24 protein-coding genes are annotated in these 24,128 nt (G+C 69.9%); 16 read left to right on the forward strand and 8 right to left on the reverse strand.

The window, feature by feature from the left end:
• The first annotated feature begins 30 nt into the window (after nt 1-30).
• The 4 genes from RC1_RS00590 (at nt 31) to hflX (ending at nt 3,332) form a co-directional block, all read left to right on the forward strand.
• A complete protein-coding gene (locus RC1_RS00590; RefSeq protein WP_012565373.1) occupies nt 31-900 on the forward strand; it encodes a D-amino-acid transaminase in 870 nt (289 codons plus the stop codon).
• 4 nt (nt 901-904) lie between these two features.
• Entirely contained in the window at nt 905-1,639 is a 735-nt protein-coding gene (locus RC1_RS00595) for an HAD family hydrolase (protein WP_012565374.1), read from the forward strand.
• A 78-nt stretch (nt 1,640-1,717) separates the two neighbouring features.
• Nucleotides 1,718-1,966, forward strand: coding sequence for an RNA chaperone Hfq (hfq, locus tag RC1_RS00600; protein ID WP_012565375.1), 249 nt, complete (start codon nt 1,718-1,720; stop codon nt 1,964-1,966).
• 73 nt (nt 1,967-2,039) lie between these two features.
• The gene (hflX, locus tag RC1_RS00605; RefSeq protein ID WP_012565376.1) at nt 2,040-3,332 is read left to right on the forward strand and encodes a GTPase HflX; all 1,293 of its coding nucleotides are present in this window, start codon (nt 2,040-2,042) and stop codon (nt 3,330-3,332) included.
• A 23-nt stretch (nt 3,333-3,355) separates the two neighbouring features.
• Here the strand turns inward: hflX and purU are convergent, their stop codons facing one another.
• A complete protein-coding gene (gene purU, locus RC1_RS00610) occupies nt 3,356-4,201 on the reverse strand; it encodes a formyltetrahydrofolate deformylase (protein ID WP_012565377.1) in 846 nt (281 codons plus the stop codon).
• A 233-nt stretch (nt 4,202-4,434) separates the two neighbouring features.
• Here purU and RC1_RS00615 point away from each other — a divergent pair, with 233 nt between their 5' ends.
• Nucleotides 4,435-5,235 (forward strand): inositol monophosphatase family protein, encoded by an 801-nt coding sequence (locus RC1_RS00615; RefSeq protein ID WP_012565378.1) that lies wholly within the window; start codon nt 4,435-4,437, stop codon nt 5,233-5,235.
• Between the two features lie 27 nt (nt 5,236-5,262).
• On the opposite strand, the gene RC1_RS00620 is transcribed toward RC1_RS00615, so the two are convergent.
• From RC1_RS00620 to RC1_RS00630, 3 genes are all read right to left on the reverse strand, one after another.
• Nucleotides 5,263-6,036, reverse strand: coding sequence for an SDR family NAD(P)-dependent oxidoreductase (locus RC1_RS00620; RefSeq protein WP_012565379.1), 774 nt, complete (start codon nt 6,034-6,036; stop codon nt 5,263-5,265).
• Between the two features lie 70 nt (nt 6,037-6,106).
• Nucleotides 6,107-6,916, reverse strand: coding sequence for a nucleoside triphosphate pyrophosphohydrolase (gene mazG, locus RC1_RS00625; RefSeq protein ID WP_012565380.1), 810 nt, complete (start codon nt 6,914-6,916; stop codon nt 6,107-6,109).
• Nucleotides 6,917-7,095: 179 nt separating this feature from the next.
• Complete coding sequence (locus RC1_RS00630) at nt 7,096-7,530, reverse strand: MerR family transcriptional regulator (RefSeq protein WP_012565381.1); 435 nt, start codon at nt 7,528-7,530, stop codon at nt 7,096-7,098.
• Nucleotides 7,531-7,615: 85 nt separating this feature from the next.
• Here RC1_RS00630 and RC1_RS00635 point away from each other — a divergent pair, with 85 nt between their 5' ends.
• From RC1_RS00635 to RC1_RS00660, 6 genes are all read left to right on the forward strand, one after another.
• Nucleotides 7,616-8,266, forward strand: a complete 651-nt coding sequence (locus RC1_RS00635; protein ID WP_012565382.1) for a cation efflux transmembrane domain-containing protein — start codon at nt 7,616-7,618, stop codon at nt 8,264-8,266.
• A 132-nt stretch (nt 8,267-8,398) separates the two neighbouring features.
• Nucleotides 8,399-9,613, forward strand: coding sequence for an acyl-CoA dehydrogenase (locus tag RC1_RS00640; protein WP_012565383.1), 1,215 nt, complete (start codon nt 8,399-8,401; stop codon nt 9,611-9,613).
• A gap of 206 nt (nt 9,614-9,819) precedes the next feature.
• A complete protein-coding gene (locus RC1_RS00645) occupies nt 9,820-11,034 on the forward strand; it encodes a Coenzyme F420 hydrogenase/dehydrogenase, beta subunit C-terminal domain (RefSeq protein ID WP_234703813.1) in 1,215 nt (404 codons plus the stop codon).
• A gap of 226 nt (nt 11,035-11,260) precedes the next feature.
• Entirely contained in the window at nt 11,261-11,728 is a 468-nt protein-coding gene (locus RC1_RS00650) for a MarR family winged helix-turn-helix transcriptional regulator (RefSeq protein ID WP_041785039.1), read from the forward strand.
• Between the two features lie 62 nt (nt 11,729-11,790).
• A complete protein-coding gene (locus tag RC1_RS00655; RefSeq protein WP_012565386.1) occupies nt 11,791-12,114 on the forward strand; it encodes a YbjQ family protein in 324 nt (107 codons plus the stop codon).
• A 24-nt stretch (nt 12,115-12,138) separates the two neighbouring features.
• A complete protein-coding gene (locus RC1_RS00660) occupies nt 12,139-12,852 on the forward strand; it encodes a fumarylacetoacetate hydrolase family protein (RefSeq protein ID WP_012565387.1) in 714 nt (237 codons plus the stop codon).
• 217 nt (nt 12,853-13,069) lie between these two features.
• Here the strand turns inward: RC1_RS00660 and RC1_RS20590 are convergent, their stop codons facing one another.
• The 3 genes from RC1_RS20590 to RC1_RS00670 all read right to left on the reverse strand — a co-directional run bounded on the left by RC1_RS20590 (nt 13,070) and on the right by RC1_RS00670 (nt 15,964).
• Nucleotides 13,070-13,237 carry a YdcH family protein gene (locus RC1_RS20590; protein ID WP_012565388.1) on the reverse strand — a complete coding sequence of 56 codons (168 nt, stop codon included), beginning with the start codon at nt 13,235-13,237 and terminating at the stop codon, nt 13,070-13,072.
• Between the two features lie 116 nt (nt 13,238-13,353).
• Nucleotides 13,354-14,637 (reverse strand): class I adenylate-forming enzyme family protein, encoded by a 1,284-nt coding sequence (locus tag RC1_RS00665; RefSeq protein ID WP_012565389.1) that lies wholly within the window; start codon nt 14,635-14,637, stop codon nt 13,354-13,356.
• Nucleotides 14,638-15,022: 385 nt separating this feature from the next.
• On the reverse strand, nt 15,023-15,964 hold the full coding sequence (locus RC1_RS00670; protein ID WP_083759206.1) for a ChbG/HpnK family deacetylase: 942 nt from the start codon (nt 15,962-15,964) through the stop codon (nt 15,023-15,025).
• Between RC1_RS00670 and RC1_RS00675 the strand changes: the two genes are divergently transcribed.
• Nucleotides 15,963-17,060 carry a glycosyltransferase family 2 protein gene (locus tag RC1_RS00675; RefSeq protein WP_148213344.1) on the forward strand — a complete coding sequence of 366 codons (1,098 nt, stop codon included), beginning with the start codon at nt 15,963-15,965 and terminating at the stop codon, nt 17,058-17,060. The genes RC1_RS00670 and RC1_RS00675 overlap by 2 nt on opposite strands.
• Here the strand turns inward: RC1_RS00675 and RC1_RS00680 are convergent.
• A complete protein-coding gene (locus RC1_RS00680) occupies nt 17,016-18,434 on the reverse strand; it encodes a hypothetical protein (RefSeq protein WP_148213345.1) in 1,419 nt (472 codons plus the stop codon). The two genes, RC1_RS00675 and RC1_RS00680, sit on opposite strands and share 45 nt — an antisense overlap.
• 372 nt (nt 18,435-18,806) lie before the next feature.
• On the opposite strand from RC1_RS00680, the gene RC1_RS00685 reads away from it, so the two are divergent.
• The 4 genes from RC1_RS00685 (at nt 18,807) to RC1_RS00700 (ending at nt 24,002) form a co-directional block, all read left to right on the forward strand.
• Nucleotides 18,807-19,931: a Ppx/GppA phosphatase family protein gene (locus RC1_RS00685; RefSeq protein ID WP_012565393.1), complete on the forward strand. Its 1,125-nt coding sequence runs from the start codon at nt 18,807-18,809 to the stop codon at nt 19,929-19,931.
• Between the two features lie 93 nt (nt 19,932-20,024).
• Nucleotides 20,025-20,777: an RlmE family RNA methyltransferase gene (locus RC1_RS00690; protein WP_041785040.1), complete on the forward strand. Its 753-nt coding sequence runs from the start codon at nt 20,025-20,027 to the stop codon at nt 20,775-20,777.
• Between the two features lie 215 nt (nt 20,778-20,992).
• Nucleotides 20,993-22,483: an IMP dehydrogenase gene (guaB, locus tag RC1_RS00695; protein ID WP_012565395.1), complete on the forward strand. Its 1,491-nt coding sequence runs from the start codon at nt 20,993-20,995 to the stop codon at nt 22,481-22,483.
• Nucleotides 22,484-22,631: 148 nt separating this feature from the next.
• Nucleotides 22,632-24,002 (forward strand): RsmB/NOP family class I SAM-dependent RNA methyltransferase, encoded by a 1,371-nt coding sequence (locus RC1_RS00700; protein ID WP_012565396.1) that lies wholly within the window; start codon nt 22,632-22,634, stop codon nt 24,000-24,002.
• The last annotated feature ends 126 nt before the right edge of the window (nt 24,003-24,128 follow it).

A 24,128-nucleotide genomic window follows, 5' to 3' on the forward strand; every position in this document is an offset into this window, starting at 1 on the left:
CCGGTTCAAGAACGATCGGACATCCGGATCATGCCCCGCTTCGCCTATGTCAACGGACGCTACCTCCCGCATGACGACGCCGCCGTCCATATCGAGGACCGCGGCTTCCAGTTTGCGGACGGCGTCTATGAGGTCGTCACGATCGTCGGCGGGCGGTTCGCCGACCTGGAGGGCCACCTCGCTCGCCTGGACCGTTCGCTGCGCGAACTGCGGATGCCCTGGCCGGTGAAGCCGACCTCGCTGCGCCTGATCATGCGGGAACTGGCGGCGCGCAACGGTGTCCGCGACGGGATGGTCTATGTGCAGGTGACCCGGGGTGTCGCACCGCGCGACTTCCGCTTCCCGGCGGACACCGCCCCGACCCTGGTTCTGACCTGCCGCCGGTCGCGTTTCCAGACGGCGCGGCAGCTCGCGGAAGGGGTGTCGGTCATCACGATCCCGGACATCCGCTGGCTGCGCCGCGACATCAAGACGGTCGGCCTGCTGGCGCAGTCGCTGGGCAAGCAGAAGGCGGCGGAGGCGGGCGCCTACGAGGCCTGGCAGGTCGATCCCGACGGCACGGTGACGGAGGGCTGCTCCTCCAACGCCTGGATCGTCACGGCCGAGGGCACCCTGGTGACCCGTCCGGCCTCGAACCTCATCCTCAACGGCATCACCCGGCTGTCGCTGCTCCGGATCGCGCGGGATCTGGGCATTCCGGTGGAGGAACGCCCCTTTACCGTGGCGGAGGCTCATGCCGCCCGCGAGGCGCTGATGTCCAGCGCTGGCAGCTTTGCCCTGCCGGTCACCCGGATCGACGGCAAGCCGGTCGGGGAGGGCAGGCCGGGGCCGCTGACCCTGCGGCTGCGCGCGGCCTATCTGGCCGATGTCGGCGCTCCCGATCCCGTCGGCCGGGTCTGACGCCATGAATGACGCCATCGCCGACGCCACCGTGTCCGCGCCCCTGCCGCCGCAGCGGCTGCCGCGCGCCGTGCTGTTCGACTGGGACAACACGCTGGTCACCAACTGGCGCTGCGTCCATGCCGCGATCAATGCGGCGCTGGAGCGTTTCGGCCACCGGCCCTGGACCCTGGAGGAGAGCTACGGCCGTGTCCGCCACAGTCTGCGCGACAGTTTCCCCGCGATCTTCGGGGATGACTGGATGGCGGCGCGCGACGTGTTCTATGCCCATTTCCAGGAGCACCACCTGGACTATCTGGAACCGCTGCCCGGCGCGGCGGAGTTGCTGGAGCAGCTCTCCGGGACGGGCATCTATCTGGGGGTGGTGAGCAACAAGACCGGCAGCTTCCTGCGCGCCGAGGCCGACAGCCTGGGCTGGACGCGCCATTTCGGCAAACTGGTGGGCGCCACCGACGCCGCCGCGGACAAGCCGTCCGTGGCGCCGGTGGAGATGGCGCTGGAACCGGGCGGAATCGTCGCGGGTCCCGATGTCTGGTTCGTCGGCGATGCCGATATCGATATGGAGTGCGCGCACAGGTCCGGTTGCCTGCCGATCCTCGTCGGATGTACCCCGGACGTTGCGGCCGGCCTGGGGCGCTTCCCCCCGGCTGTGAGGCTTGATGGCTGCTCAGCGATTTCCGCCTTGGTGCAACAGATGCGTGATACCATATCGCTAGACGGTGCCCCACGGATGTCCTGATCCGGCCGGCTGCCGCAGAACCAGAAACCCGGGCGCTCTACAAGAGGCCCCAAGAACGAGCAAAGCGAGGCTGCTCCAATGTCGGAAAAATCGCAGAACGTGCAGGACGTTTTCCTGAATCACGTCCGCAAGAACAAGACTCCGGTGACGGTATTTCTCGTCAATGGCGTCAAACTTCAGGGCATCATTACCTGGTTCGACAATTTCTCCGTCCTGCTGCGCCGTGATGCGCACTCGCAGCTTGTCTACAAGCATGCGATTTCGACGGTGATGCCGGCACACCCGATCCAGCTGTTCGAGCCCGCCAAGGAGACGGAACACGACTGAGATCCAGCCTGCCGAAGGGCGCGGGCCTGCCACCCGCGCCTTCGTCATCCATCCGGTCCTGCCCGAGGACCGGATGGCAAGCCGTAGCCCGGAGGCGCAGCTGGAGGAGGCCGTCGGCCTTGCCCGCGCCATCGAGCTTGAGGTGGTCGGGGCCCGCTCCATCCGTGTGATGAGGCCGCGGCCCGCCGCCCTTCTCGGCCAGGGGGCCGTGGAGGAACTGGCCGCCGCCATCGAGGCGGAGACCGCCACGCTCGTCGTCGTCGATCACGCCCTCACGCCCGTACAGCAGCGCAACCTGGAGAAAGCCTGGAAGGCAAAGGTCATCGACCGCACCGGCCTGATCCTGGAGATCTTCGGCGCGCGCGCCCGCACCCGCGAGGGCCAGTTGCAGGTCGAACTGGCGGCGCTGACCTACCAGCGCTCCCGCCTCGTGCGGTCCTGGACGCACCTGGAGCGCCAGCGCGGCGGCTTCGGCTTCCTGGGCGGCCCCGGCGAGAGCCAGCTTGAGATCGACCGCCGCCTGATCGGGGAGCGCATCGCCCGGCTGAAGGCGGAACTGGAGGAGGTCCGGCGCACCCGCGGCCTGCACCGCCGCGCGCGGGAGAAGGTGCCCTATCCGGTCGTCGCCCTGGTCGGTTACACGAACGCGGGCAAGTCCACCCTGTTCAACCGCATGGCCGGCGCGGATGTGTTCGCCAAGGACCTGCTGTTCGCCACGCTGGACCCGACCATGCGGGCGATCACGCTGCCGTCCAACCGGAAGATCATCCTGTCCGATACGGTGGGGTTCATCTCCGACCTGCCGCACGGGCTGGTCGAGGCCTTCCGCGCCACGCTGGAGGAGGTGCAGGCCGCCGACATCGTCCTGCATGTCCGCGATGTCTCGCACCCCGACACCGAGGCGCAGAAGGCCGACGTGGAGACGGTGCTCCGCGAACTGGGTATCGAGGTCGACTCGGACGCCCGTGTCGTCGAGGTCCTGAACAAGATCGATCTGGTTCCTGAGGGGGAGCGTGATGCGCTGCTCCGGCAGGCACGCCGGACCGGCGACACGGTGGCCATCTCCGCCCTGACGGGCGAGGGGCTGGGCGGGCTGTTCGACCTGATCGACCGGCGGATGGTGGCGGACCGCGATGTCGTCTCCGTGGCCGTCGATCTGGCGGACGGTGCGGCTCTCGCCTGGCTCTATCAGCGCGGGGAGGTGCTGGAGCGCCAGGACGACGACGCCCGGGCCCTGGTCCGCGTGGGCCTGGAGACGGCCGATGTCGGCCGTTTCCGCGAGCGGTTCGGCTATCTGCCGGTTCCGGCGGCTCCCGTCGGAACGGCTGCCCCGGACGCGGGTCCCTGGGAAGCCCGCCGCGCCTGACCGGCCGGCGGGCGGCCTCCCGGTCAGCGGAACACGACCGTCTTCGAGCCGTTCAGCAGGACCCGGCGTTCCAGGTGGTATTTCACCGCCCGGGCCAGGACCATGCACTCGATGTCCCGGCCGACGGCCACCAGATCGTCGGGTCCCAGCGTGTGGTCCACCCGCTCCACCGCCTGTTCGATGATCGGACCTTCGTCCAGGTCCGTCGTCACATAGTGCGCCGTGGCGCCGATCAGCTTCACCCCGCGGGCGAAGGCCTGATGGTAGGGCTTGGCGCCCTTGAAGCTGGGCAGGAAGGAATGGTGGATGTTGATGCAGCGCCCGGGCAGGCGCTCGCACAGCGTCGGGGACAGAACCTGCATGTAGCGGGCCAGCACCACGAGGTCGATGCGCTCGCCCTCGATGATCTCCAGCAACCGTTCCTCCTGCCGTTCCTTGTTCCCGCCGTTCACCGGCAGATGGTGGAAGGGCACGTCGTGCCAGGCGGCGAGCTGGTAGAAGTCGCGGTGGTTGGAGACGATGGCCGGAATGTCCATGGCCAGCGCGCCGATCCGGTAGCGGTACAGCAGATCGTTGAGGCAGTGGCCGAAGCGGGAAACCAGGATCATCACCCGCGGCCGCCGGCCGGCGTCGTGGAGGTGCAGGTCCATCCGGAACCGCTCCGCCACCTCGGCCAGGGCGCGGCGCAGCGTGTCCACCCTGCCGTCCTCCACCTCGAAGGAGATTCGCAGGAAGAAGCGGCCGCTGATCCGGTCGCCGAACTGGGCGCTGTCCAGGATGTTGGCGTCGTGCCCGGCGAGCAGTCCCGACAATGTGGCGACGATACCGACGGCATCGGGACAGGACAGGGTCAGAACATAGCTCTGCATGCGGCTCTCCGGTTACCGGAAAGGACCTATCACGCAGATCCTCCCCTTTGGAATGAAAATTCCCAACGTCCGATCGTCCGGGCGAGCAGGGCAGTCTGGCCGCTGTCTTGCGATGGCGTCTCCCTGCAAGCCCTGCACAGGTCGCAGGGCTGCGCGCAAGTTCCCTTTGTGCCGGGGGGAGCGGACCAGTATGAAGGGCCGTCGGCCCGCGGGGCCGCTCCGGAGGGGTGCCCATGGTCCCGGATATCGCCCGAGTTGCCGACATCGTGCGCGAGGTTGCCGCGAGCGAGATCATGCCGCGCTTCCGCCACCTGGAAGACCGCGACGTGCGGGAGAAGGGGCCAGGTGATCTGGTCACCATCGCCGACGTGGCGGCGGAGCGGCAGCTCTCGGTACGGCTGACAGAGCTGCTGCCCGGGTCCGTGGCGATCGGCGAGGAAGCGGCCACGGCGGACGAGCGGGTGCTGGAGCGCATCCAGGGCGACGATCCCGTCTGGATCATCGACCCGGTGGACGGAACCGCGAACTTCGTCGCTGGCCGGCCGGTCTTCGCCGTCATGGTCGCCCTGGCCCGCCGGGGCGAGACCCTGGCCGGCTGGATTCACGATCCCTGCGGCGGCAGCATGGCCGTGGCCACCCGGGGCGGCGGCGCCTGGCTGGACGGGGTGCGTCTGTGCGTGGCGCCACCCGTTCCGCTGGAGACCATGACCGGCGCCGTCGGCACCCGCTACTTCGAGCGCCGCGTCCGCGAGCATCTGGAAAGCCGGATGCCGCGGCTGGCCGGGACCTTCACCCTGCAATGCGCCGGGCATGAGTATCTCCGGCTGCTGCGCGGGGAGTCCCACTTCTCGCTCTACCGCCGCATCATGCCCTGGGACCATGCCGCCGGCGCCCTGATGCATGCGGAGGCCGGCGGCTATGCCGCGAAGCTGGACGGCATCGGCTACACGCCCATGGAACTGGCCGGGGGCCTGCTCCTGGCCCCTGACCGCCCGAGCTGGAACGCCCTGCGCACCCTGCTGTTCGGCGATTGAGCCGGGCCGCGGGGCACGCCCCGCCCGTCAGCCCTTGGGCGAACGGTGGACGCCGAGGGCGCCCGGTCCCTGGGTCGTCGGCATCAGCTCGATCCGGTTGATGTTGAAGTGCGGCGGCAGGGTCCCGGCCCAGACCACCGCCTCGGCCACGTCGTCCGCCGTCAGCGGCGTGGTGTCGGCATAGACCCGGGCCGCCTTCTCGGCATCGCCCTTGAAGCGGACGAGGCTGAAATCCGTCTCCACCATGCCGGGCTCGATGGAGGTCACGCGGACCCCGGTCCCGATCAGGTCCGCCCTCAGGGCCAGACTGAACTGCGTGACGAAAGCCTTTGACGCGCAATAGACATGGCCACCGGGGTAGGGGTAGCTGCCGGCTGTGGAGCTGATGTTGATGATGTGGCCGCGGCCGCGCGCCACCATGCCCGGCAGGACCAGCCCGGTCATCACGGCCAGCGCCTTGTCGTTGGTGTCGATCATCACCTCCCAGTCGTCCAGGTTGGACCGGAAGGCGGGGTCGGCGCCGAGCGCGAGGCCGGCATTGTTGATCAGCAGGTCGATCGCGGCGAAGTCGGTGGGCAGGGCCGCCAGGGCAGCCTCCACCGCCGGACGGTCGCGGACATCGACCTGGACCGTATGGACCGGCACCGTCAGACCGGACGCCAGAGCCCGGAGTTTCGCCGCATCCCGCCCGACCAGGACCAGCCGGCAGCCGAGCCCGGCGAAGCGGTGGGCGAAGGCGGTTCCGAAACCGCCTGTGGCCCCGGTGATCAGGACGGTTTCGGGGCGGTAGCTCTGGCTCATGGTGCTGTCCTTGCTGTCACGTCAACAGGTTGCGGCGTCGAATTGGTATGGCGGGTGAGGGGGCGAGGGGTCAGTCGCGGGGCTCCAGGCGCTTCGCCTGCTGCCACAGCGCCTCCATCTCCTCCAGGGTCGCGTCCCCGGGCGTGCGGCCCTGCGCGGCCAGCCGGTCTTCGATGTGGCGGAAGCGGCGCTCGAACTTCGCGTTGGTTCCGCGCAGGGCGGATTCGGGATCGACCTCCAGCCGGCGGGCCAGATTCACCAGCGCGAACAGCAGGTCGCCCGTCTCGTCACGGATACGGTCGGGGTGCGGCGTGGCGGCGCGCAGCTCATGACGCAGCTCGCCGATCTCTTCCTCGATCTTGTCGAGAATCTCCTCCGCCCGGGTCCAGTCGAAGCCGACCCGTGCCGCCCGCTTCTGGAGCTTCACGGCACGGGTGAGGGCGGGCAGTCCGCCGATCACTCCGTCCAGGGCCGAGGGACGCCGGCCCTCGGCGGCGGCTTTCTCCGCCCGTTCACGCGCCTTCAGGTCCTCCCAGCGCTGCGTCTGGTCGGCGGCCGTGTCCACCACGGTTTCCCCGAAGACATGCGGATGCCGGCGGACCATCTTGGCGGTGATGTGCGCCGCCACGGCGTCGAAGTCCCAGTCGCCGCGCTCCTCGGCCATCCGGGCGTAGAAGACGACCTGGAACAGCAGGTCTCCAAGCTCGTCCTTGAGGGCCGCCATGTCGCCTTTCTCGATGGCGTCGGCGACCTCGTAGGCTTCTTCGATCGTGTGCGGCGCGATGCTGCGGAAATCCTGCTCCAGGTCCCAGGGGCAGCCACCCTCCGGGTCGCGCAGTTTCGCCATCAGATCGACAAGTCGCTTCATGCTGTCGGACATCGCGGCACCCCGTTGGCGGACGTGCCGCGACCTTAACCGACGCGGTGACGCGGGAAAACCCGACGGCAGGGGAAGGCCGCCCTGACATGGCCGCGGGGCGCGCGGGGGCTGCCTGTCCTGGCCACGATATAAGTCCGATAATAATGATTATGGAAAATCAAACCAGAGCCAACCCTGCATCACGGCCGGCCCTGGGCGGGCATTTCTGGCAGGGGTTCCGGTAGGACCGGCGGCGACAGGGCTTCGATGATGCGGCAGTCCCTGATCCGGTCGCCGCGGCACTGGCCGGCGAGACGGACCAGCTCGTCGCGTAGCCGGGTCAGGTCGGCGATTTTCGCCTCCACCTCGGCGATCTGCCGGCGGGTCAGCGCGTCCACGCCGGCGCAGGACTGGTCCGGCCGGTCCGACACGTCCAGCAGCGCCCGGATCGTGTCCAGATGGAAGCCGAGGGCGCGTGCCCGCCGGATGAAGGACAGCCGCCGCACATGCCCGTCGTCATAGTCACGGTAGTTGCTCTGCGTCCGCGGCGGCGGCGGCAAGAGCCCGATCCGCTCGTAGTAGCGGATCGTCTCGACATTCGTCTCCGTGAGGCTGCCCAGACGGCCGATGTTCATGCGGCTCCCCGCCGATGAGAAGGGCTTGACCCTGTAGCGACTACGGCCCCCAGGCTAGCCCGGAACGCCACCGAGGAGAAGACCGATGGGCGCTTCCTGCTGCGCCGGCCCCTGCGCCTCCGAAAAGCCTCCCGCCGATTCCGCCTACCGCCGGGTGCTGTGGGTCGCCCTGCTGGTCAACGGGGCCATGTTCGGGGTGGAGATCGTGGCGGGTGCCGCGGCGGATTCCGTCTCACTGAAGGCGGATGCACTGGATTTCCTCTCCGATGCCGCCAACTACGCGATCAGCCTGTTCGTCCTGGGGGCTGCCCTCACGGTCCGGGCCCGGGCTGCCCTGGTGAAGGGGCTGTCGCTCGGCGCGGTCGGCCTGGTCGTGGCCGGCAACACCTTCTACAACGCGCTGGCCCAGGCGGTGCCCGGAGCGGAGGTGATGGGCGCCGTCGGCCTGCTGGCCCTCGCTGCCAATGTCGGCGTGGCCGCCCTGCTCTATGCCTGGCGGGACGGCGATTCCAACCGGCGCTCGGTCTGGATCTGTTCGCGTAACGACGCCATCGGCAATGTCGCGGTCGTGCTGGCGGCGGCCGGTGTCTTCGGCACCGGCACGGGCTGGCCGGACATCGTGGTCGCCGCCGTGATGGCCGGGCTGGCCGTGTCCGGCGCCGTCCAGATCACCCGGCAGGCGCTGGGGGAGCTGCGCGACACCAACCGTCCTGCCGCGGGCGCCCTGCCCCTCTGACCGGCCGGACAGAGCGCAGTCCCGCCGCCGTGTGTTCCGGTGTAGGCTCCCCTCCCCGGGCCGGCGGCGCGGGGCGGCCCGACCGCCCCTGCGCTGGAGCGCCGCCCGGAGAAAGACACGGGAGACGACGCCATGGCCGACGTGCCGGAGACAGGCTTGCCGCAGAAGACCCCCAAGGGAAGCCCCTTCCGCTGGGAGGACCCGCTGCGCCTGGACGACCAGCTTTCCGAAGAAGAGCGGATGGTCCGCGACAGCGCCCGCGCCTACTGCCAGGACAGGCTGATGGGCCGCGTGCTGGAGGCCTTCCGGCATGAGCACTTCCACCGCGAGATCATGGCGGAGATGGGCGAGCTGGGCCTGCTGGGCGTCACCATCGACGGCTATGGCTGCGCCGGGCTGAACCATGTCTGCTACGGTCTGGTGGCGCGCGAGGTGGAGCGCGTCGATTCGGGCTACCGCTCGGCCATGAGCGTGCAGTCCAGCCTCGTGATGCACCCGATCCATGCCTATGGCAGCGAGGAGCAGCGGCAGCGCTGGCTGCCGGGCCTTGCCAGCGGCACGCTCGTCGGCTGCTTCGGGCTGACGGAACCGGATGCCGGCTCCGACCCCGGTTCCATGAAGACCCGGGCGCGCAAGGTGGCCGGCGGCTGGACCCTGTCCGGGTCGAAGACCTGGATCACCAACTCCCCCATCGCCGACATCTTCGTCGTCTGGGCCAAGGACGAGGCGGGCGATATCCGCGGCTGGGTCCTGGAAAAGGGCATGGCCGGCCTGTCTGCCCCGAAGATCGAGGGGAAGTTCAGCCTGCGCGCCTCCGTCACCGGCATGATCATGATGGACGAGGTGTTCGTGCCGGAGGAGAACCTGCTGCCGGGGGCCAAGGGCCTGTCGGGCCCGTTCGGCTGCCTGAACAAGGCGCGGTACGGCATCGCCTGGGGGGCCATGGGCGCAGCCGAGTTCTGCTGGCACGCGGCACGGCAGTACACGCTGGACCGCCAGATGTTCGGCCGGCCGCTGGCCGCGACGCAACTGATCCAGAAGAAGCTGGCCGACATGCAGACGGAAATCGCTCTCGGTCTCCAGGGTGCGCTGGCGCTGGGCCGCATGCTGGACGCCGGCACCTGGGCGCCCGAGGCGATCAGCCTGATGAAGCGCAACAACTGCGGCAAGGCGCTGGACATCGCCCGCGTCGCCCGCGACATGCACGGCGGCAACGGCATCGCTGACGAATACCATGTCATCCGCCACGTCCTGAACCTGGAGGCCGTCAATACCTATGAGGGCACGCACGATGTCCACGCCCTGATCCTGGGCCGGGCGCAGACGGGTCTCCAGGCCTTCGGCTGAGGCGGCGGCCGCGACGATCTTCCCGCGCCGGCCGCCGGCCATTTGGAGTACTCGCGGCGGCCGGGATGCGCTAGGGTCCGGCCGCGACCGGCCGGACCCGCCGCGGGGGGCCGGCGGTCGGGGACGGTCGTCCGCGGAGGATAAGCGCCTTGGGCATCAGCATGGACGGAAACGGACCGATCTGGGCACCGGCGGTCGGAGACGCCGTGCCGCGCACCCTGTGTACCGACTGCGGCATCTCCCGGACCACCACGCCCGGACGATGCGGCCATGCCTGCCAGTTCATCCGGCCCGACTATGCCGGGATGGAAACCCAGGTGCATGGCCGCAGCCGCGATCCGTCGCGCCCGGGCGAGCTGCATTTCGGCCCGTTCCGGCGCATGGTCCGCGCCGCCATGGCCACGCCCCGGCCGGGCGCGCAGTGGACCGGGATCACCACGCGCATCGCCGAGCGCCTGCTGGAGACGGGGGCGGTGGATGCCGTGCTGACCATGGCGCCGGACCCCGACGACAAATGGCGGCCGGTGCCGGTGCTGGTGACGAAGCCGGAGGGCATGGCCCGCTGCCGCGGCATGCGGATGGGCTATGCCCCCCTGCTGGCGCTGCTGGAGCCGGCGCGCGAGCGCGGTTACCGCCGGCTGGCGGTGGTCGGCATCCCCTGTCAGGTGCATGCGCTGCGCCGGCTGGAGGCGGAACTGGGGTTCGAGCGCCTCTATGTCATCGGCATCCCCTGCTCCGACAACACGACCACCGAGCGTTTTCACCAGTTTCTGAACCTGCTGTCCGACCGGCCGGAGACGATCACCTATCTGGAGTTCCGTGCCGATTTCTATGTCGAGCTGCGTTTCGATGACGGCCGGGTGAAGGAGATCCCCTTCCTGCTGCTGCCGATCTCCAAGCTGCCGACGGACTTCTTCCCCCTCACCTGCCGGACCTGCGTTGATTACACGAACGTGCTGGCCGACATCACGGTCGGCTACATGGGCGGCCAGGGCGAACAGTGGCTGCTGGTGCGCAACGAGCGCGGCGAAGAGCTGCTGTCGCTGCTGGGCGACGAGGTGCGCCTGTCCGAGCCCGGCAGCGCCGGCAAGCGACAGGGGCCGGTCAAGGGCTTCATCGAGAACACGAAGCGGGCCGCCGGCGGTCTGCCGCTGCGGCAGATGCCCGACTGGCTGCGCCCCCTGGTCGGCTGGCTGATGCCCAAGGTCGGACCGAAGGGGCTGGAGTTCGCCCGGGCGCGGGTCGAGATGAAGGCGTCGGAAACGGTGCTTCACCTGCGCCGGGAGCAGCCGCGGCGGATGAAGCACATGGTGCCTCCACATGTATGGGAACTGGTGCGTCCCTATGGGCTGGAGGCGGAACCCGGCGAGCGGCATGATACGGCTGAACCGGAAACTGCGGATCCGGAAACACGCGCATGACGGGAAGCCGACCCGCGTCTACCGGGTAGGGATTCAGGCACGCCCAATACCGGATGGGGTTTCCGGACGGTAGCGGGCGGACTATGATTACTGGCCCCGCAGCGGTCTCAAGACTCCCATAATGAAGTGTGCCCCGACGACGCTCTATGCCGCCACAGCCAGCGGCACCTCTCCCCCTGTGCTCCGGCGGAGTGGTGGCCCCGACCCCCGCATCAGAAGCCCCCTGGTGGTTCCTGAATTCCTGCCGTTCCGGTTCGGGTCCATCTTCTCCAAGATGGTCTTCGATTCCACCCGTGCCCCGGAAATCTATGAAGGCCTGAGCCTCCGGGCATGGCGGGTCTTGGCGCTCCTGGCGAGCTATCCCGACATCACCAATGCCGAGATGAGTGCCCTGTTCGGCATGGACACGGCGACGGTCACCCGGGCGGTGGCGGAGCTGAAGTCCAAGGGCCTGATCACCACCAACCGCGATCCGTCCGACCGGCGCCGTGTCCAGAACCGTCTGACCGATGCGGGCGCCGCCCTGCATGACCGCATCGCCCCGGCCCGCATCGCCCGCGGCAGGCGCTACGAGGCCTGTTTCACGCCCGAGGAACTCACGCAGTTGCACCGGCTGCTGGACAAGCTCTCCCGCCATGTGGATGCCATTTTCATCGAGGAATGGCGGGAGGAGCGCCGGCGCGCTGCGGTCTGATCCGGACCGATCGGCCGGCGGCGGTGTTCCTCCGGAACCGTGCGACATCCAGGGAGACCAGCATGATCGTTTCCACGACCGGCAGCGTGCCCGGCCAGGACGGCTACCAGATCCTCGGCGTCGTCGGCGGGGAGGCGGTGCTGGGCACCAACTTCCTGCGCGACATGTTCGCCGGCATCCGCGACATCTTCGGCGGACGGTCGGGCGGCTACCAGAAGGCCATGCGCGAGGCGAAGGAGCATGCCATCGACGACATGGTGGATCAGGCCAAGCGGATGGGGGCCGACGCCATCATCGGGGTGACCCTGATCCCCTATGCCATCGCCTCGGACAAGGACAAGATGCTGGCCATCAGCGCCAGCGGCACGGCCGTCCGGTTCCGCTGACCCCGCCTCTCGGGAGCCCCCGCCATGCAGTCCCTGGCTATCCAGCCCCTGTTCGATCCGGGCCCGCGGCCGACCCTGGCAATCGTCGGCCGTCCGGAACGCTTCCCGGTCCGCCGCATCTACTGCGTCGGCCGCAACTATGCCGCCCATGCCCGCGAGATGGGGGGCGACCCGGACCGGGAACCTCCCTTCTTCTTCCAGAAGCCGGCGGATGCGGTGGTGGCGGACGGGGCGGACGTGCCCTATCCGCCCCGCACCGATGACCTTCAGCATGAGGTCGAACTGGTCGTGGCACTCGGCCGCGGCGGCCGCAACATCCCCGTGGCAGAGGCCGGCGCTCTGGTCTTCGCCCAGGCTGTCGGCATCGACCTGACCCGCCGCGACCTTCAGGCCGCCGCCCGGAAGGCCGGCAAGCCCTGGGACACGGCCAAGGCGTTCGACCATTCGGCTCCTGTGGGAATCCTGCATCCGGTCGGACCGGCCGGCCCGCTGACGCGGGGCCGTATCTGGCTCGCGGTCAATGGCGACCGGCGGCAGCAGGCGGACCTTGCCGACATGACCTGGTCGGTCGCGGAGGTGATCGCCGAACTCTCCACCCTGTTCGACCTGGCCCCAGGCGACCTGATCTTCACCGGCACGCCGTCCGGCGTCGGTTCGCTGCTTCCCGGCGACCGGATCGACGCGGGGATCGACGGCCTGGAGCCCCTGGTTACACGGATAGTTCCGCCGGTCGCGTGACGGGCGGCGCGGCAGAGGACGACTTCCCGGGATGGAGTCGACAGCGCCTCCGTTCCGGGCGGGCACCCTGCCCCATCCCCGGAACCACACACCGCGGGCCGGCTGTATCCTCCGCCATGCCGGGGAGTTGGCGCAGAGGAAACAGCCCCCTGTCCCAGCCGCGTAAAACGGCCGGACCCGGTATGGCCGGATGCTGGAGCTTATGGGAAGTGAAGGATCAGTGCCTTCGTAGCCTGTCCAGTTCCTCTTTGAGGCGAAGCTTCTCAAGCTTCATCTGTCGGACGGCGACACTGTCGTAATAGGCGTGCCCGGTTTCCGCCATGATCTGGGCTTCCAACGCTGCATGCTGCCTTTGCAGGCTCTCGATACTCGGGTCGGGTTCCATGTCGGTCCTCCCGTTTCGGTCAGCGATGAAGACAAGCGTACACCGTTTCGACGGAGGTCGCTTCAAGAAACGTGCTTACCTCTCGGATAGGGTGTCGGCCTCCCTGTCGCGGCCTGTCAGGCCTTCACGGTGTGGCGAGGCCGGTCCACCGGCCATCCGTCCTGCCGGCCCGCGGAGGGACTGACATCCATCGTTCCCAGGGTCAGATGGCCGCGGTCGTCCAGCGTGCCGACCTCTCCGGTGCGCAGCCACCCTTCATGGAAGGCCGCTTCCGTCTCGACCGGCGCGTCCAGGTAGCCGGCCATCACGAGATCGCCGGTAACGAGCACTTCCCCCGCCGCCCCCGGCTCCTGCCGGAGCACGCCGTCAGGCCCCAGAAGGGCGATGCGGCTGTCCTCACAGGCAGGGCCGACGGTCGCCCGCAGCCCTGCCTCTTCCATCTCCGCCGCGCCCAGTGTGCTGATCGTGAGCGGAGCCTCCGGCAGACCGAACAGGACAGCAAGTCTCGGCCCGAAACGCTCCAGGGCAAGGGCCGTCAGATCGGGGAGCAGTCCTTCCGTTCCGCAGGCCAGATGGCGCAGCGCCGGAAAGTCCGACGGGGCGAAATCCCGTTCTCCCAGCAGGAGCGGCAGATAGGCCGGCGGCAGATAGGCCAGCGTCACCTCTTGCCGCAGCGCATCCAGAATTCCCGCCGGGCCGGCATGGCGCAGCAGACGGTGGGTGCCGCCCGCCCCGAGCACGGGCAGGATGAAATGGGCGGCATCTTCCGACAGAGGCGCCGCCAGGAGGGAAATGTCTGCCGCTACGGGGGCGAAGAGACGCTCCAGGGTGCGCTGCACGGAAAGGAAGCTGCGGGCGGGCAACAGCACGCCACGGGAGCGTCCCCCCTGAGTGCCGACAAAGCGGATGCAGACGATGTCCTCCGCTCCCTCCGGTACCGTACCGGGCCGGTCGCCCAGGGTCCGGTTCAGGTGGCGGTCAAGCTCCCCGCCTTCGTCGATCAGGAGGGCGGAGACACTGCCGGTCCCGACGCACTCGGCACAGTCCGCCTCGACCAACAGCAGATCCAGATCGGCCTGACGTACCAGGGTGCGGTTCACCTCCCGGCCGTCATGCGGGTTGATCGGCACCCAGACGGCACCGGCCCGGAGGATGGCCAGGAAGGCCGTGACATGACGGATGCTGTTCAGGGCACAGACACCGACCCTCGGGCCGATCCGTCCCGTCGGGGCTCTGTCCCCGGGGCCGAGCCATCGCTGCAAGAGGCTGGCCAGAGCATCGACGTGGACGAGGAGGTCCATATGGCTCAGGACCCGCCCGTCCTCGACCAGCGCCGGTGCCGCCGGGTTGATGGACGCCCCGGCCTCAAGCAGATCCGTCAGTCGCCCGGATGCCGGCATTTCAGGCAGCCCGGACCCGCGGCTCCGCCGCTTTGAAAGTGGGAACCATCGACCCTGTCCGCGCACATCTGGTTTCCGGTCCGTTGTCCGCGGGTCTGGCTGCGCGCGGTTGCTGCCGGTAGAGCGCCCGCAGTCCGGGCTGCCCCTTTACCAGGACAATCCTGCCCGGCCGGCCCGACCGTAGTCGGGCAGCCTGTAAGACGGTCCGTGCGGCTCCCGCCCGCCCGGTTCCGGTTGCTCCGGAACCCCTGTGACCCGAGGCTCTGTCCGGCCGCGTTGGTGCGGAAGCTAAAGACGGCCGTTCAGATTTGCAAGCCCCACGCGCATCAGGGCGGTTGTACACGCGGATGTTGTTGTAACGTCTGAAGACAATCAGGCGCCTCCTTCAGTCGGAGGACTCCCGCATCAGATCGGCGAAGCGGGCCAGACGCAACCCACGGGCGGCAAGGAGTCTCGGGAAAGCACCTCCGGAAAGGAACCTGTATTCCGCTTCCCGCGGGGCATGAACGGGATCGACCGCCCGCAACAGATCATCCACCAGTCCGGGGTGGCAGTTGACCAGGACACGTCCCCGGACCCCGGACAGCAGACGGTCGAAACGGGAGGCGGGGTCGTCCGCGGGATCGAAGGCGTGGACACCCCGGAATCCGTCGTTGCACGGTACTCCGGTCCGGGCCGCATCGGTCGGGAAGCCAGCCGCGAGGGCGGACAGCACCAGGGTCCGCGCCGGTGCCACGCCACGGCGGAGGATGGCGCCGGGCGGTTCGTAGCAGTTGCGGACGTAGTGGCGGGCGGGATCGAGGCGGCGGCGGAACAGGTCCAGGACCAGCCCGCGGATGCCGGGAAGCTGGTGGACGTGCTGGTGGCCGTCCAGGAAGTCCGGCAGCCGTCCGGTCGCCGCGACGAAGGCGTCGAACTGCCGTTCCAGTTCCGCCGCGATCTCCCCCAGCGGCAGCCGGCGCAGCAGCGCCGCCCGGATCAGGGCTCCCAGCCCCGGCAGGCGGCCCTCCGGGGCGAGCACCGGCATGGTTCCCAGAGGCGGCAGGGCCGTGAGACAGAGGTGCAGACCGACATCGACCCTGCCATAGGCCGGTTCCAGGGCCGCCGCATCCTCCGGCCAGGAGGGGCCGACCGTCATGCAGCTCAGCGCCGAAATGCGACCGTCCAGGGCAAGCCGGAGGATGGCACATGACACGCCGGGGCTGAGGCCGTAATCATCGGCGCACAAAAGGATGGGGTACCCCTTTCCGCTGGCGTCCGTCACCGTACCCTCATTAATTGAAGCCAGCCGCAACAACCGGATACGTCCGAGCGGAACCAGCGCCATGCCGACCGCCCCCGATACCGTGAGCCCTTCGTCCCCCACCGGAAAGCGGCCGCTGCTGTCCGCCATCCTGCCGATGTACAACGAGGCGGGCAACCTCGCCCGTCTGTTCGAACGGCTGGAAGGCGTGCTGGGCCGCCTGCGGATGGACTATGAGATCATCTGCATCGACGACGGCAGCCGCGACGGCACCTTCGAGGCGCTGCTGTTCCACCGGCTGCGCAATCCGCGGATCAAGCCGGTCCGGCTGAGCCGCAACTTCGGCAAGGAGGCGGCGATGGCCGCCGGGCTGGAGCGGGCCGCGGGCGCCGCCGTGGTGCTCCTGGACTCCGACCTCCAGCATCCGCCGGAGCTGATCGAGGCCATGGTGGCGCACTGGCGCGACGGGGCGGAGATGGTCTATGCCCGCCGCACCAGCCGCGACACCGACGGCTGGCTGCGGCGCACCCTGACCCGCGCCTATTACCGGCTTTACCGGGCGCTGTCGGAGGTGGATCTGCCGCCCGGAGCCGGTGACTTCCGCCTGCTGGACCGCCGGGTCGTGGACGCGATCATCGCCATGCCGGAGCGCCGCCGCTTCCTGAAGGGCATGATGGCCTGGGTCGGGTTCCGCCAGGTCGCCATCCCCTACGAGCCGGAGGCGCGGCACGCCGGCAGTTCGACCTGGAACTTCTGGCGTCTGTTCACGCTGGCCTTCGACGGTCTCGCCTCCTTCACCACCCTGCCACTGCGCATCTGGTCGGTGATCGGCCTCTTCGTCGCCCTGGTTGCGATGGCATATGGCGGCGTGATCGCCGTCCGCACCCTGGTCTACGGCGTTGACGTGCCAGGATACGCCTCGCTGATGGTGGCAACCCTGTTCCTCGGCGGGGTGCAGCTCATCTGTCTGGGCGTGCTGGGAGACTATCTCGGCCGGGTCTTCGAGGAGGTGAAGCGCCGCCCCGTCTATCTGGTCGCGGAGGCGGCAGGCTTCGGCGAAGCCGAGCAGACTGCCGCCAAGGCTTCTCCGCCCGTCCTGGCCGATCCCGCTGTCCCGGAACCGGCCCGGGAGCGGTCATCCGATACGGCGTCGCTCACCCTCGCCTCGCAACGCTCCTGATACGGCCGGAGCGACCGCCCCGCGACCATCTCCGGCCGTCAGCAGCAGTCCGACCAGGGCGACGGGCATCCAGGCCAGCCGTCCCTGGTAGCGCTGGTTCGGGTTCGACAGAGCGCCGCAGATGAAGGCGTTTCCGGCAAGAGCGGCGAGCACGCCCAGGGCAAGGATGGACTGACGCCGGCAGCCGGCCCGCCAGCGCCCGGCCACCAGCAGCACGAGCCCGCCGAGGCCCCCCCACCAGAGCACCGACAGCAGCGGATTCCAGAACGGGAATGTGATTTCCCCCTGCTGCTGCCGGGCCGCCTCGAACGCCGCCAGTTCGGCGGGGTAGTGCTCGGCCACCGGCCCGCGCATCAGGAACTGCATGGGCACCAGCCCGTCTCCCAGCCTCATCATGGCGAACTGCCGGCCCGTGAAGCGGGCCGACTGCCAGAGCAGCGCGCCGGGATAGCGCGAGCGCACTCCGTCCACGATCGCTTCGGCCTCGGGCCGCAGCCCGTCCCAGCCGCCGAGCGCACGGAACGGGCTGTGGCCCCAGAGGAACTCGTTGGCCGAATGCGGTAGCGCGCCGCGGTGCGCACAGAGGGCGTGGGGCGGCGGCTCCCGCCCGGGGCAGACCGCGTCCAGATAACGGGCGGCCAGACCGTTCTCCACGAACAGGGCGAGCGTCTGAACCGTGCTGGGCTGCACGAGGAAAAGGCGCCCGGTCGCTGTCCAGTTCGCCCCCACCGCCAGCATCAGCCCGGCCGCCAGTGTCACGGCCGGCAGGCCGGTTCTGACAGGGGGCAGCCAGCCCGGCCGCAGCCGCCCCAGGGCCGCCGCGGCAAATCCCAGGAGCAGCAGCCCTCCGGCGATACCGACATGGCTGGTGTGGCTGGCGATGCCCACGGCCACGACCGCCGCCACCAGGGTGGCCCAGGACAGGGGCAGCCGGTCGCGGAACAGCAGCAGGGTCAGCAGGCCGAGGATGACCGCCCCGGTCAGCCCGTCCGCCATCACCTGTCCGGTGTACCAGGGCAGGCCACCGGCTGCGGCCGCGGCCAGCAGCACGGCATACGCCGCCCCGCTCCGTCCGACGCCGGCGACCGCGCGCGCGAAGGCCAGGAGAACGAAAGCGACCAGCAGGCACTGCACGACGATGATCGGCCACAGGCTGCCCGTCAGCCGGCCGATCCAGGCGAACAGGCCGTAGCCCGCCGTCCGGTAGACGGGCAGCTCACCCGTGAAGGGAAGCGGCACATATTCGAAGCTGTCGAAGAAGAACAGTGGATAGCCGTTCCACAGCGCCGGCCCCAGCAGGGGCAGCGCCCCCAGTCCGACGAGGAGAACCGTCCGCAGGCTGTCCTTCCAGCCATCCACCCGTCGCCCCATCATGCCCGCCGCCGCAAGGTTGCAGATCGGGGAAGTGATGGGGCGTCCGTGGCCGGTAAGGCAAGCGATCTCCTGACGTGCCGCTATCTCCGGCGCGCAGGCCGCGATGGGCGCGATACCGAGCCAGGGCCGAGCCAGTGCCGGGCCGGGGCGTGGCGACCCGGGCAGCCCGACCCGTCCTCGCCCCCCCCCTCTTTGGAGCGATTCTCAAACCGGACAGATCACGTGTCAGCGACATGCCGCAGGGCGGTACTTGCTCCGGCCCGTCCATACGGTACGATGGTTGCCGGTTACGGAATGTCGCCGACCGCGCCCGGGGGCGAAGAGGCTGGTCCTGTCCCCCGGGCGTGCGCCAGGCCCGGAGGCAGTCGATTCGTGGAGTCCGATCAGGGTCAGTCCTATCACGCTCAGGACGGTCACGTTCAGGCCGGGCAGGCTGCGGCAGCCAGGTTCGACGCCGCGGGGTGGGATGCCGTCGGCCGGGAGGGTGACGGTACGGCGGCCATCGGGCCGGAGCCGGCCGGGGCGATGGTCCCGCGGCCGGGACCCGTGTTCGCCGCCCTGGACGTGGGCACCAACAACTGCCGTCTGCTGATCGCCCGGCCCGCCCGGGGCGGCTTCCGGGTGGTGGACGCCTTCTCCCGCATCGTGCGGCTGGGCGAGGGGCTGTCCCGCACCGACCGGCTGTCCGACGAGGCCATGGGCCGGACGCTCTCCGCGCTCAAGGTCTGCCGCTCCAAGATCCGCCGCCGCGGCGTCACCGCCCTGCGCGCGGTGGGCACCGAGGCCTGCCGGCGTGCCGACAACGGCGCCGAATTCCTGGAGCGCGTCGAGTCCGAGACCGGCATCCATGTCGAGATCATCAGCGCCGGGGAGGAAGCGCGTCTGGCGCTGGCCGGCTGCGCGCCGCTGCTCGACCCTGCCCTGGCGCGCGCCGCCGTCTTCGACATCGGCGGCGGCTCCACCGAGCTGATGTGGCTGGAACTGCGCCGCGGCCGGCCGCACCTGATCGACCAGATATCCGTGCCGCTGGGCGTCGTCGGGCTGACGGAGCGGTTCGGCGGCGACCGCGTCTCCCCCGATTCCTACCGCGGCATGGTGGAGGAGATGCGGGAGGCGCTGCGCCCCTTCGCCCGGCGCAACGCCCTGGCCCGCGAGGTGGCGCGGGGCCGGGTGCAGATGCTGGGCACCTCCGGTACGGTGACGACGCTGGCCGGCATCCGCATGGGGCTGCCGCGCTACGACCGCTCACGGGTGGACGGGACCTGGCTGTCGCGGGTGGACGCGACAGCCATCGCCGGCGACCTGCGCGCGCTGGACTTCCAGGGACGCGCCAGCCATGCCTGCATCGGCCGCGACCGTGCCGATCTGGTGATCGCCGGTTGCGCCATCCTGGACGGCATCTGGGAGACGCTCCCGGTGCCGCGGCTGCGCATCGCCGATCGCGGCGTGCGCGAGGGAATCCTGGCCGAACTGGCGGCCGCGGCACGGCAGCGCTGACCCCCTGCCCGCCGGCAGGTCCTTCCCGCCGGCAGGGCGGCCCGGCGCGCGGCGCGCTTGCCTTTGCCGGCCATCGGGTCGATATGGGGCGGCATGACTGGCAAGACTCCGAAGAATCCCCGCGGCCCCGCCGGCACCCGGCCCACCGGCCGGACGGAAGCCGTGCGGGTGAAGACCGCGCACCGCCGCTCCCTCTCCTCCACCCGTTGGCTGGAGCGGCAGCTCAACGACCCCTATGTGGCCGAGGCGCGCAAGCGCGGCTACCGCAGCCGTGCCGCCTTCAAGCTGTTGCAGCTCGACGAGAAGTTCCACTTCCTCAGGCGCGGCCAGCGCATCGTGGACCTCGGCGCCGCCCCCGGCGGCTGGACCCAGGTGGCTGTCGCCGTGGTGAAGCCGGGGGAGGGCAGCACCGGCAAGGTCGTCGGGCTGGACCTGCTGGAGGTGGAGCCCGTGCCCGGCGCCACCATCATCCAGCTCGACTTCCTGGACGCCAGCGCCCCGGACCGGCTGAAGGAACTGCTGGGCGGGCAGGCGGACATCGTGCTGTCCGACATGGCCGCCAACACGACGGGTCACCCGGCGACGGACCATCTGCGCATCATCGGTCTGGCCGAGGCCGCCTATGACTTCGCGGCCGACGTGCTGGCGCCCGGCGGCGCCTTTGTCTGCAAGCTGTTCCAGGGTGGCGCCACGAAGGGGTTGCTCGACCTGCTGAAGCGCGACTTCGCCACGGTGCGCCATGCCAAGCCGCCGGCCAGCCGCGCCGACAGTTCGGAGACCTATGTCGTCGCCACCGGCTTCCGCGGCAGCAGCAGTGCGGATGATCGCGGCGGAGCGGAGGTGTAGGGCGGGGAGATTGACCTGCAGGCCGGACTTCCCCCTGTCTCGTGCATAGCCGTCCTTCAATATCCTGTGCCTTCCTTTCGGGGCGTCCGCGTGTATAGTGCGGCGAACCTCGAACCCTGGGATATCCCCTCCGCCCCTGCCGGGCGGAGCGGGTATCCCGTATTTTCATCGGACGCGAGCGGCGCCGTCCCCCAGGCGCCCGGGAGAGACGGTTCATGACGAGCATCGGCGGCAGAGTTACCAGCGGCGACCGCTTCCGCGAGGCGCTGACCTTCGACGACGTGCTGCTGGTACCGGCGGAATCGTCGGTGATGCCGGCCGAGGTCTCCACCCGGACCCGGCTCACCCGGTCCATCGAACTGGGCATCCCGCTCCTGTCCGCCGCCATGGACACCGTCACGGAATCGGCCCTGGCCATCGCCATGGCCCAGGCCGGCGGCATCGGCGTCGTCCACCGCAACCTGGACATCGCGCGCCAGGCGGAGGAGGTGCGCAAGGTCAAGCGCTTCGAATCCGGCATGGTGGTCAACCCGATCACCATCCATCCCGAGGCCACCCTGGCGGACGCGCTGGATCTCATGGCGCGTCACCGCATCTCCGGCATTCCGGTGACGGACGCGGCCGGCCGTCTCGTCGGCATCCTGACCAACCGTGACGTCCGTTTCGCCACCAACCCGCAGCAGCCGATCTCCGAGCTGATGACCAAGGACCGTCTGGTCACGGTGAAGGAAGGCGTGGACCGGGCCGAGGCCAAGCGTCTCCTGCACCAGTACCGGATCGAGAAGCTGCTGGTGGTGGACGAGGCCTACCGCTGCGTCGGCCTGATCACGGTGAAGGACATCGAGAAGGCGCAGCTCCACCCCAACGCCTGCAAGGACGAGAAGGGCCGGCTGCGCGTCGCCGCCGCGACCGGCACCGGCCCGGACGGGTTCAAGCGCGCCGAGGCCCTGTTCGATGCCGAGGTGGACGTGCTGGTGGTGGACACCGCGCACGGCCACTCGACCAAGGTCGCCGCCGCCGTGACGGCTGCCCGCAAGCTCAGCAACTACACCCAGATCGTCGCCGGCAACGTCGCCACCGCGGAAGGTGCGCGCAGCCTGATCGACGCCGGCGCCGACGCGATCAAGGTCGGCATCGGCCCGGGCAGCATCTGCACCACCCGCATCGTCGCGGGTGTCGGCGTGCCGCAGCTCACCGCCATCATGGACGTGGTGGAGGAGTGCCACCGGCAGGGCATCCCCGTCATCGCCGACGGCGGCATCAAGTATTCCGGCGACCTTGCCAAGGCCATCGCCGGCGGGGCCGACGTCGCCATGCTGGGCAGCCTGTTCGCCGGCACCGACGAGAGCCCGGGCGAGGTGATCCTGTTCCAGGGCCGCAGCTACAAGTCCTACCGCGGCATGGGCAGCGTGGGCGCCATGGCCCGCGGCAGCGCCGACCGCTACTTCCAGGCCGAGGTCAGCAACACGCTGAAGCTGGTGCCGGAGGGCGTGGAAGGCCGTGTCCCCTACAAGGGTCCGATCGGGGCGGTGATCCACCAGTTGGTCGGCGGCCTGCGCGCGGCCATGGGCTACACGGGCTGCGCCACGATCCAGGAGATGCAGACGAAGACCCGCTTTGTCCGCATCACCAATGCGGGCCTGCGCGAAAGCCACGTCCACGACATCACCATCACGAACGAAGCGCCGAACTACCGGCCGGGCTGATCCCCGTTCCGACGGGGCCGGGACCCGCACGGGCCGGCCGCAGCCTGTCTCCTCCCTGTCCGCGGACGGATCGGCGCGATGCCGGCCCGTCCGCGGTCGCCGTTTCCGGGGCCGCGTTCAGGCCCCGCCTGCTTCCGGACTTCTGCCCATGACCCCCGCCGCGCGCATCCAGGCCGCCATCGACCTGCTGTCCGAGATCGAGGCGACGCCGCGCCCGGCCGACGCCCTGGTCAGCCAGTTCTTCCGCAACCGGCGCTATATCGGGGCCAAGGACCGGCAGGGCGTGGCCGGGCTGGTCTATTCGGTGCTGCGCCACCGCGGCCGGCTGGGCTGGTGGCTGGACCGCTGCAACGTCATGCCGACGCCGCGGGCGCTGCTGCTGGCGGAAGCGGTGCTGGTGCAGGGGCGGCGGGCCGATTCCGTGTCCGGCCTGTTCAACGGCGCCAAGTTCGGGCCGGAGCCGCTGAACGACAGCGAGCGGCGTCTGCTGAAGGCGGTCGATACCCACACCATCGACCATCCGAAGCAGCCCGAGGCCCTGGCGCTGGAGGTGCCGGAGTGGGCGGAAGCGCCGCTGCGCGCCGCTTTCGGCGACCGCTTCCATGCCGAGATGGCGGCCATGCTGGGGGAGGCCCCGCTGGACCTGCGCGCCAACCCGCTGAAAGCGGCCCGTGAGCAGGTGCAGGCGGCGCTGGCCGAAGCCGGCGTCACGGCCGCACCCACGGGTCTGTCGCCCTTGGGCCTGCGGGTGCAGGGGCGGGCGCCGGTCTCGGCCCTGCCGGCCTTCCGCGAGGGGCTGTTCGAGATCCAGGACGAGGGCTCGCAGCTCGTCGCCCTGCTGGCCGATCCGCGGCCGGGCATGCAGGTCGTGGATTTCTGCGCCGGCGCCGGCGGCAAGACGCTCGCCATCGCGGCGATGATGGACAACAAGGGCCGCGTCGTCGCCAGCGACGTGCTGGAGGGCCGCCTGACCCGCGCCAAGGAGCGGTTCCGCCGGGCCGGGCTGCACAACATCGAGACGCGCGCCCTGTCCAGCGAGCGCGACCCCTGGGTCAAGCGGCACAAGGGCAAGTTCGACCGCGTCGTGGTGGATGCGCCGTGCTCGGGCACCGGCACCTGGCGGCGCAACCCGGACAGCCGCTGGCGCCCGCTGGGGCCGGGGCTGGCCGAACTGCTGCCATTGCAGGCCGCCATCCTGGACAGCGCGGCGCGGCTGGTGCGGCCGGGCGGGCGGCTGGTCTACGCGACCTGCTCCCTGCTGCCGGAGGAGAACGAGCGGCAGGTGGAGGCGTTCCTGGCCAACCATCCGGCCTTCCGCCTGCTGCCCGTCGCGGAGGCGTGGCCGGAGAACCTGGGCGCCGCCCCCGTGACCGGGGACACGCTGCGCCTGACCCCCGCCCGCCACGACACCGACGGCTTCTTCGCCGCCGTCATGGTCCGGGAGGAGGCTGCGGAGGCCACGGAGGCGGCAACGTCGGACGCCGCCGGAACGGAGCCACCGCCGGCCGCCGACGTCTGACGCCGAGGCATGGGGGCTGCGGCATCCCTGCCCCCTTCCTTCGTCGGCTGTTGCTGACAGCCGGTCTCAGACGGGGTGACCGTATTCCCCGAACGGGGTATTGTGGGCCATCGTCCCGTATTCCAG

The organism is Rhodospirillum centenum SW, from assembly GCF_000016185.1.
Taxonomy (GTDB): domain Bacteria; phylum Pseudomonadota; class Alphaproteobacteria; order Azospirillales; family Azospirillaceae; genus Rhodocista; species Rhodocista centena.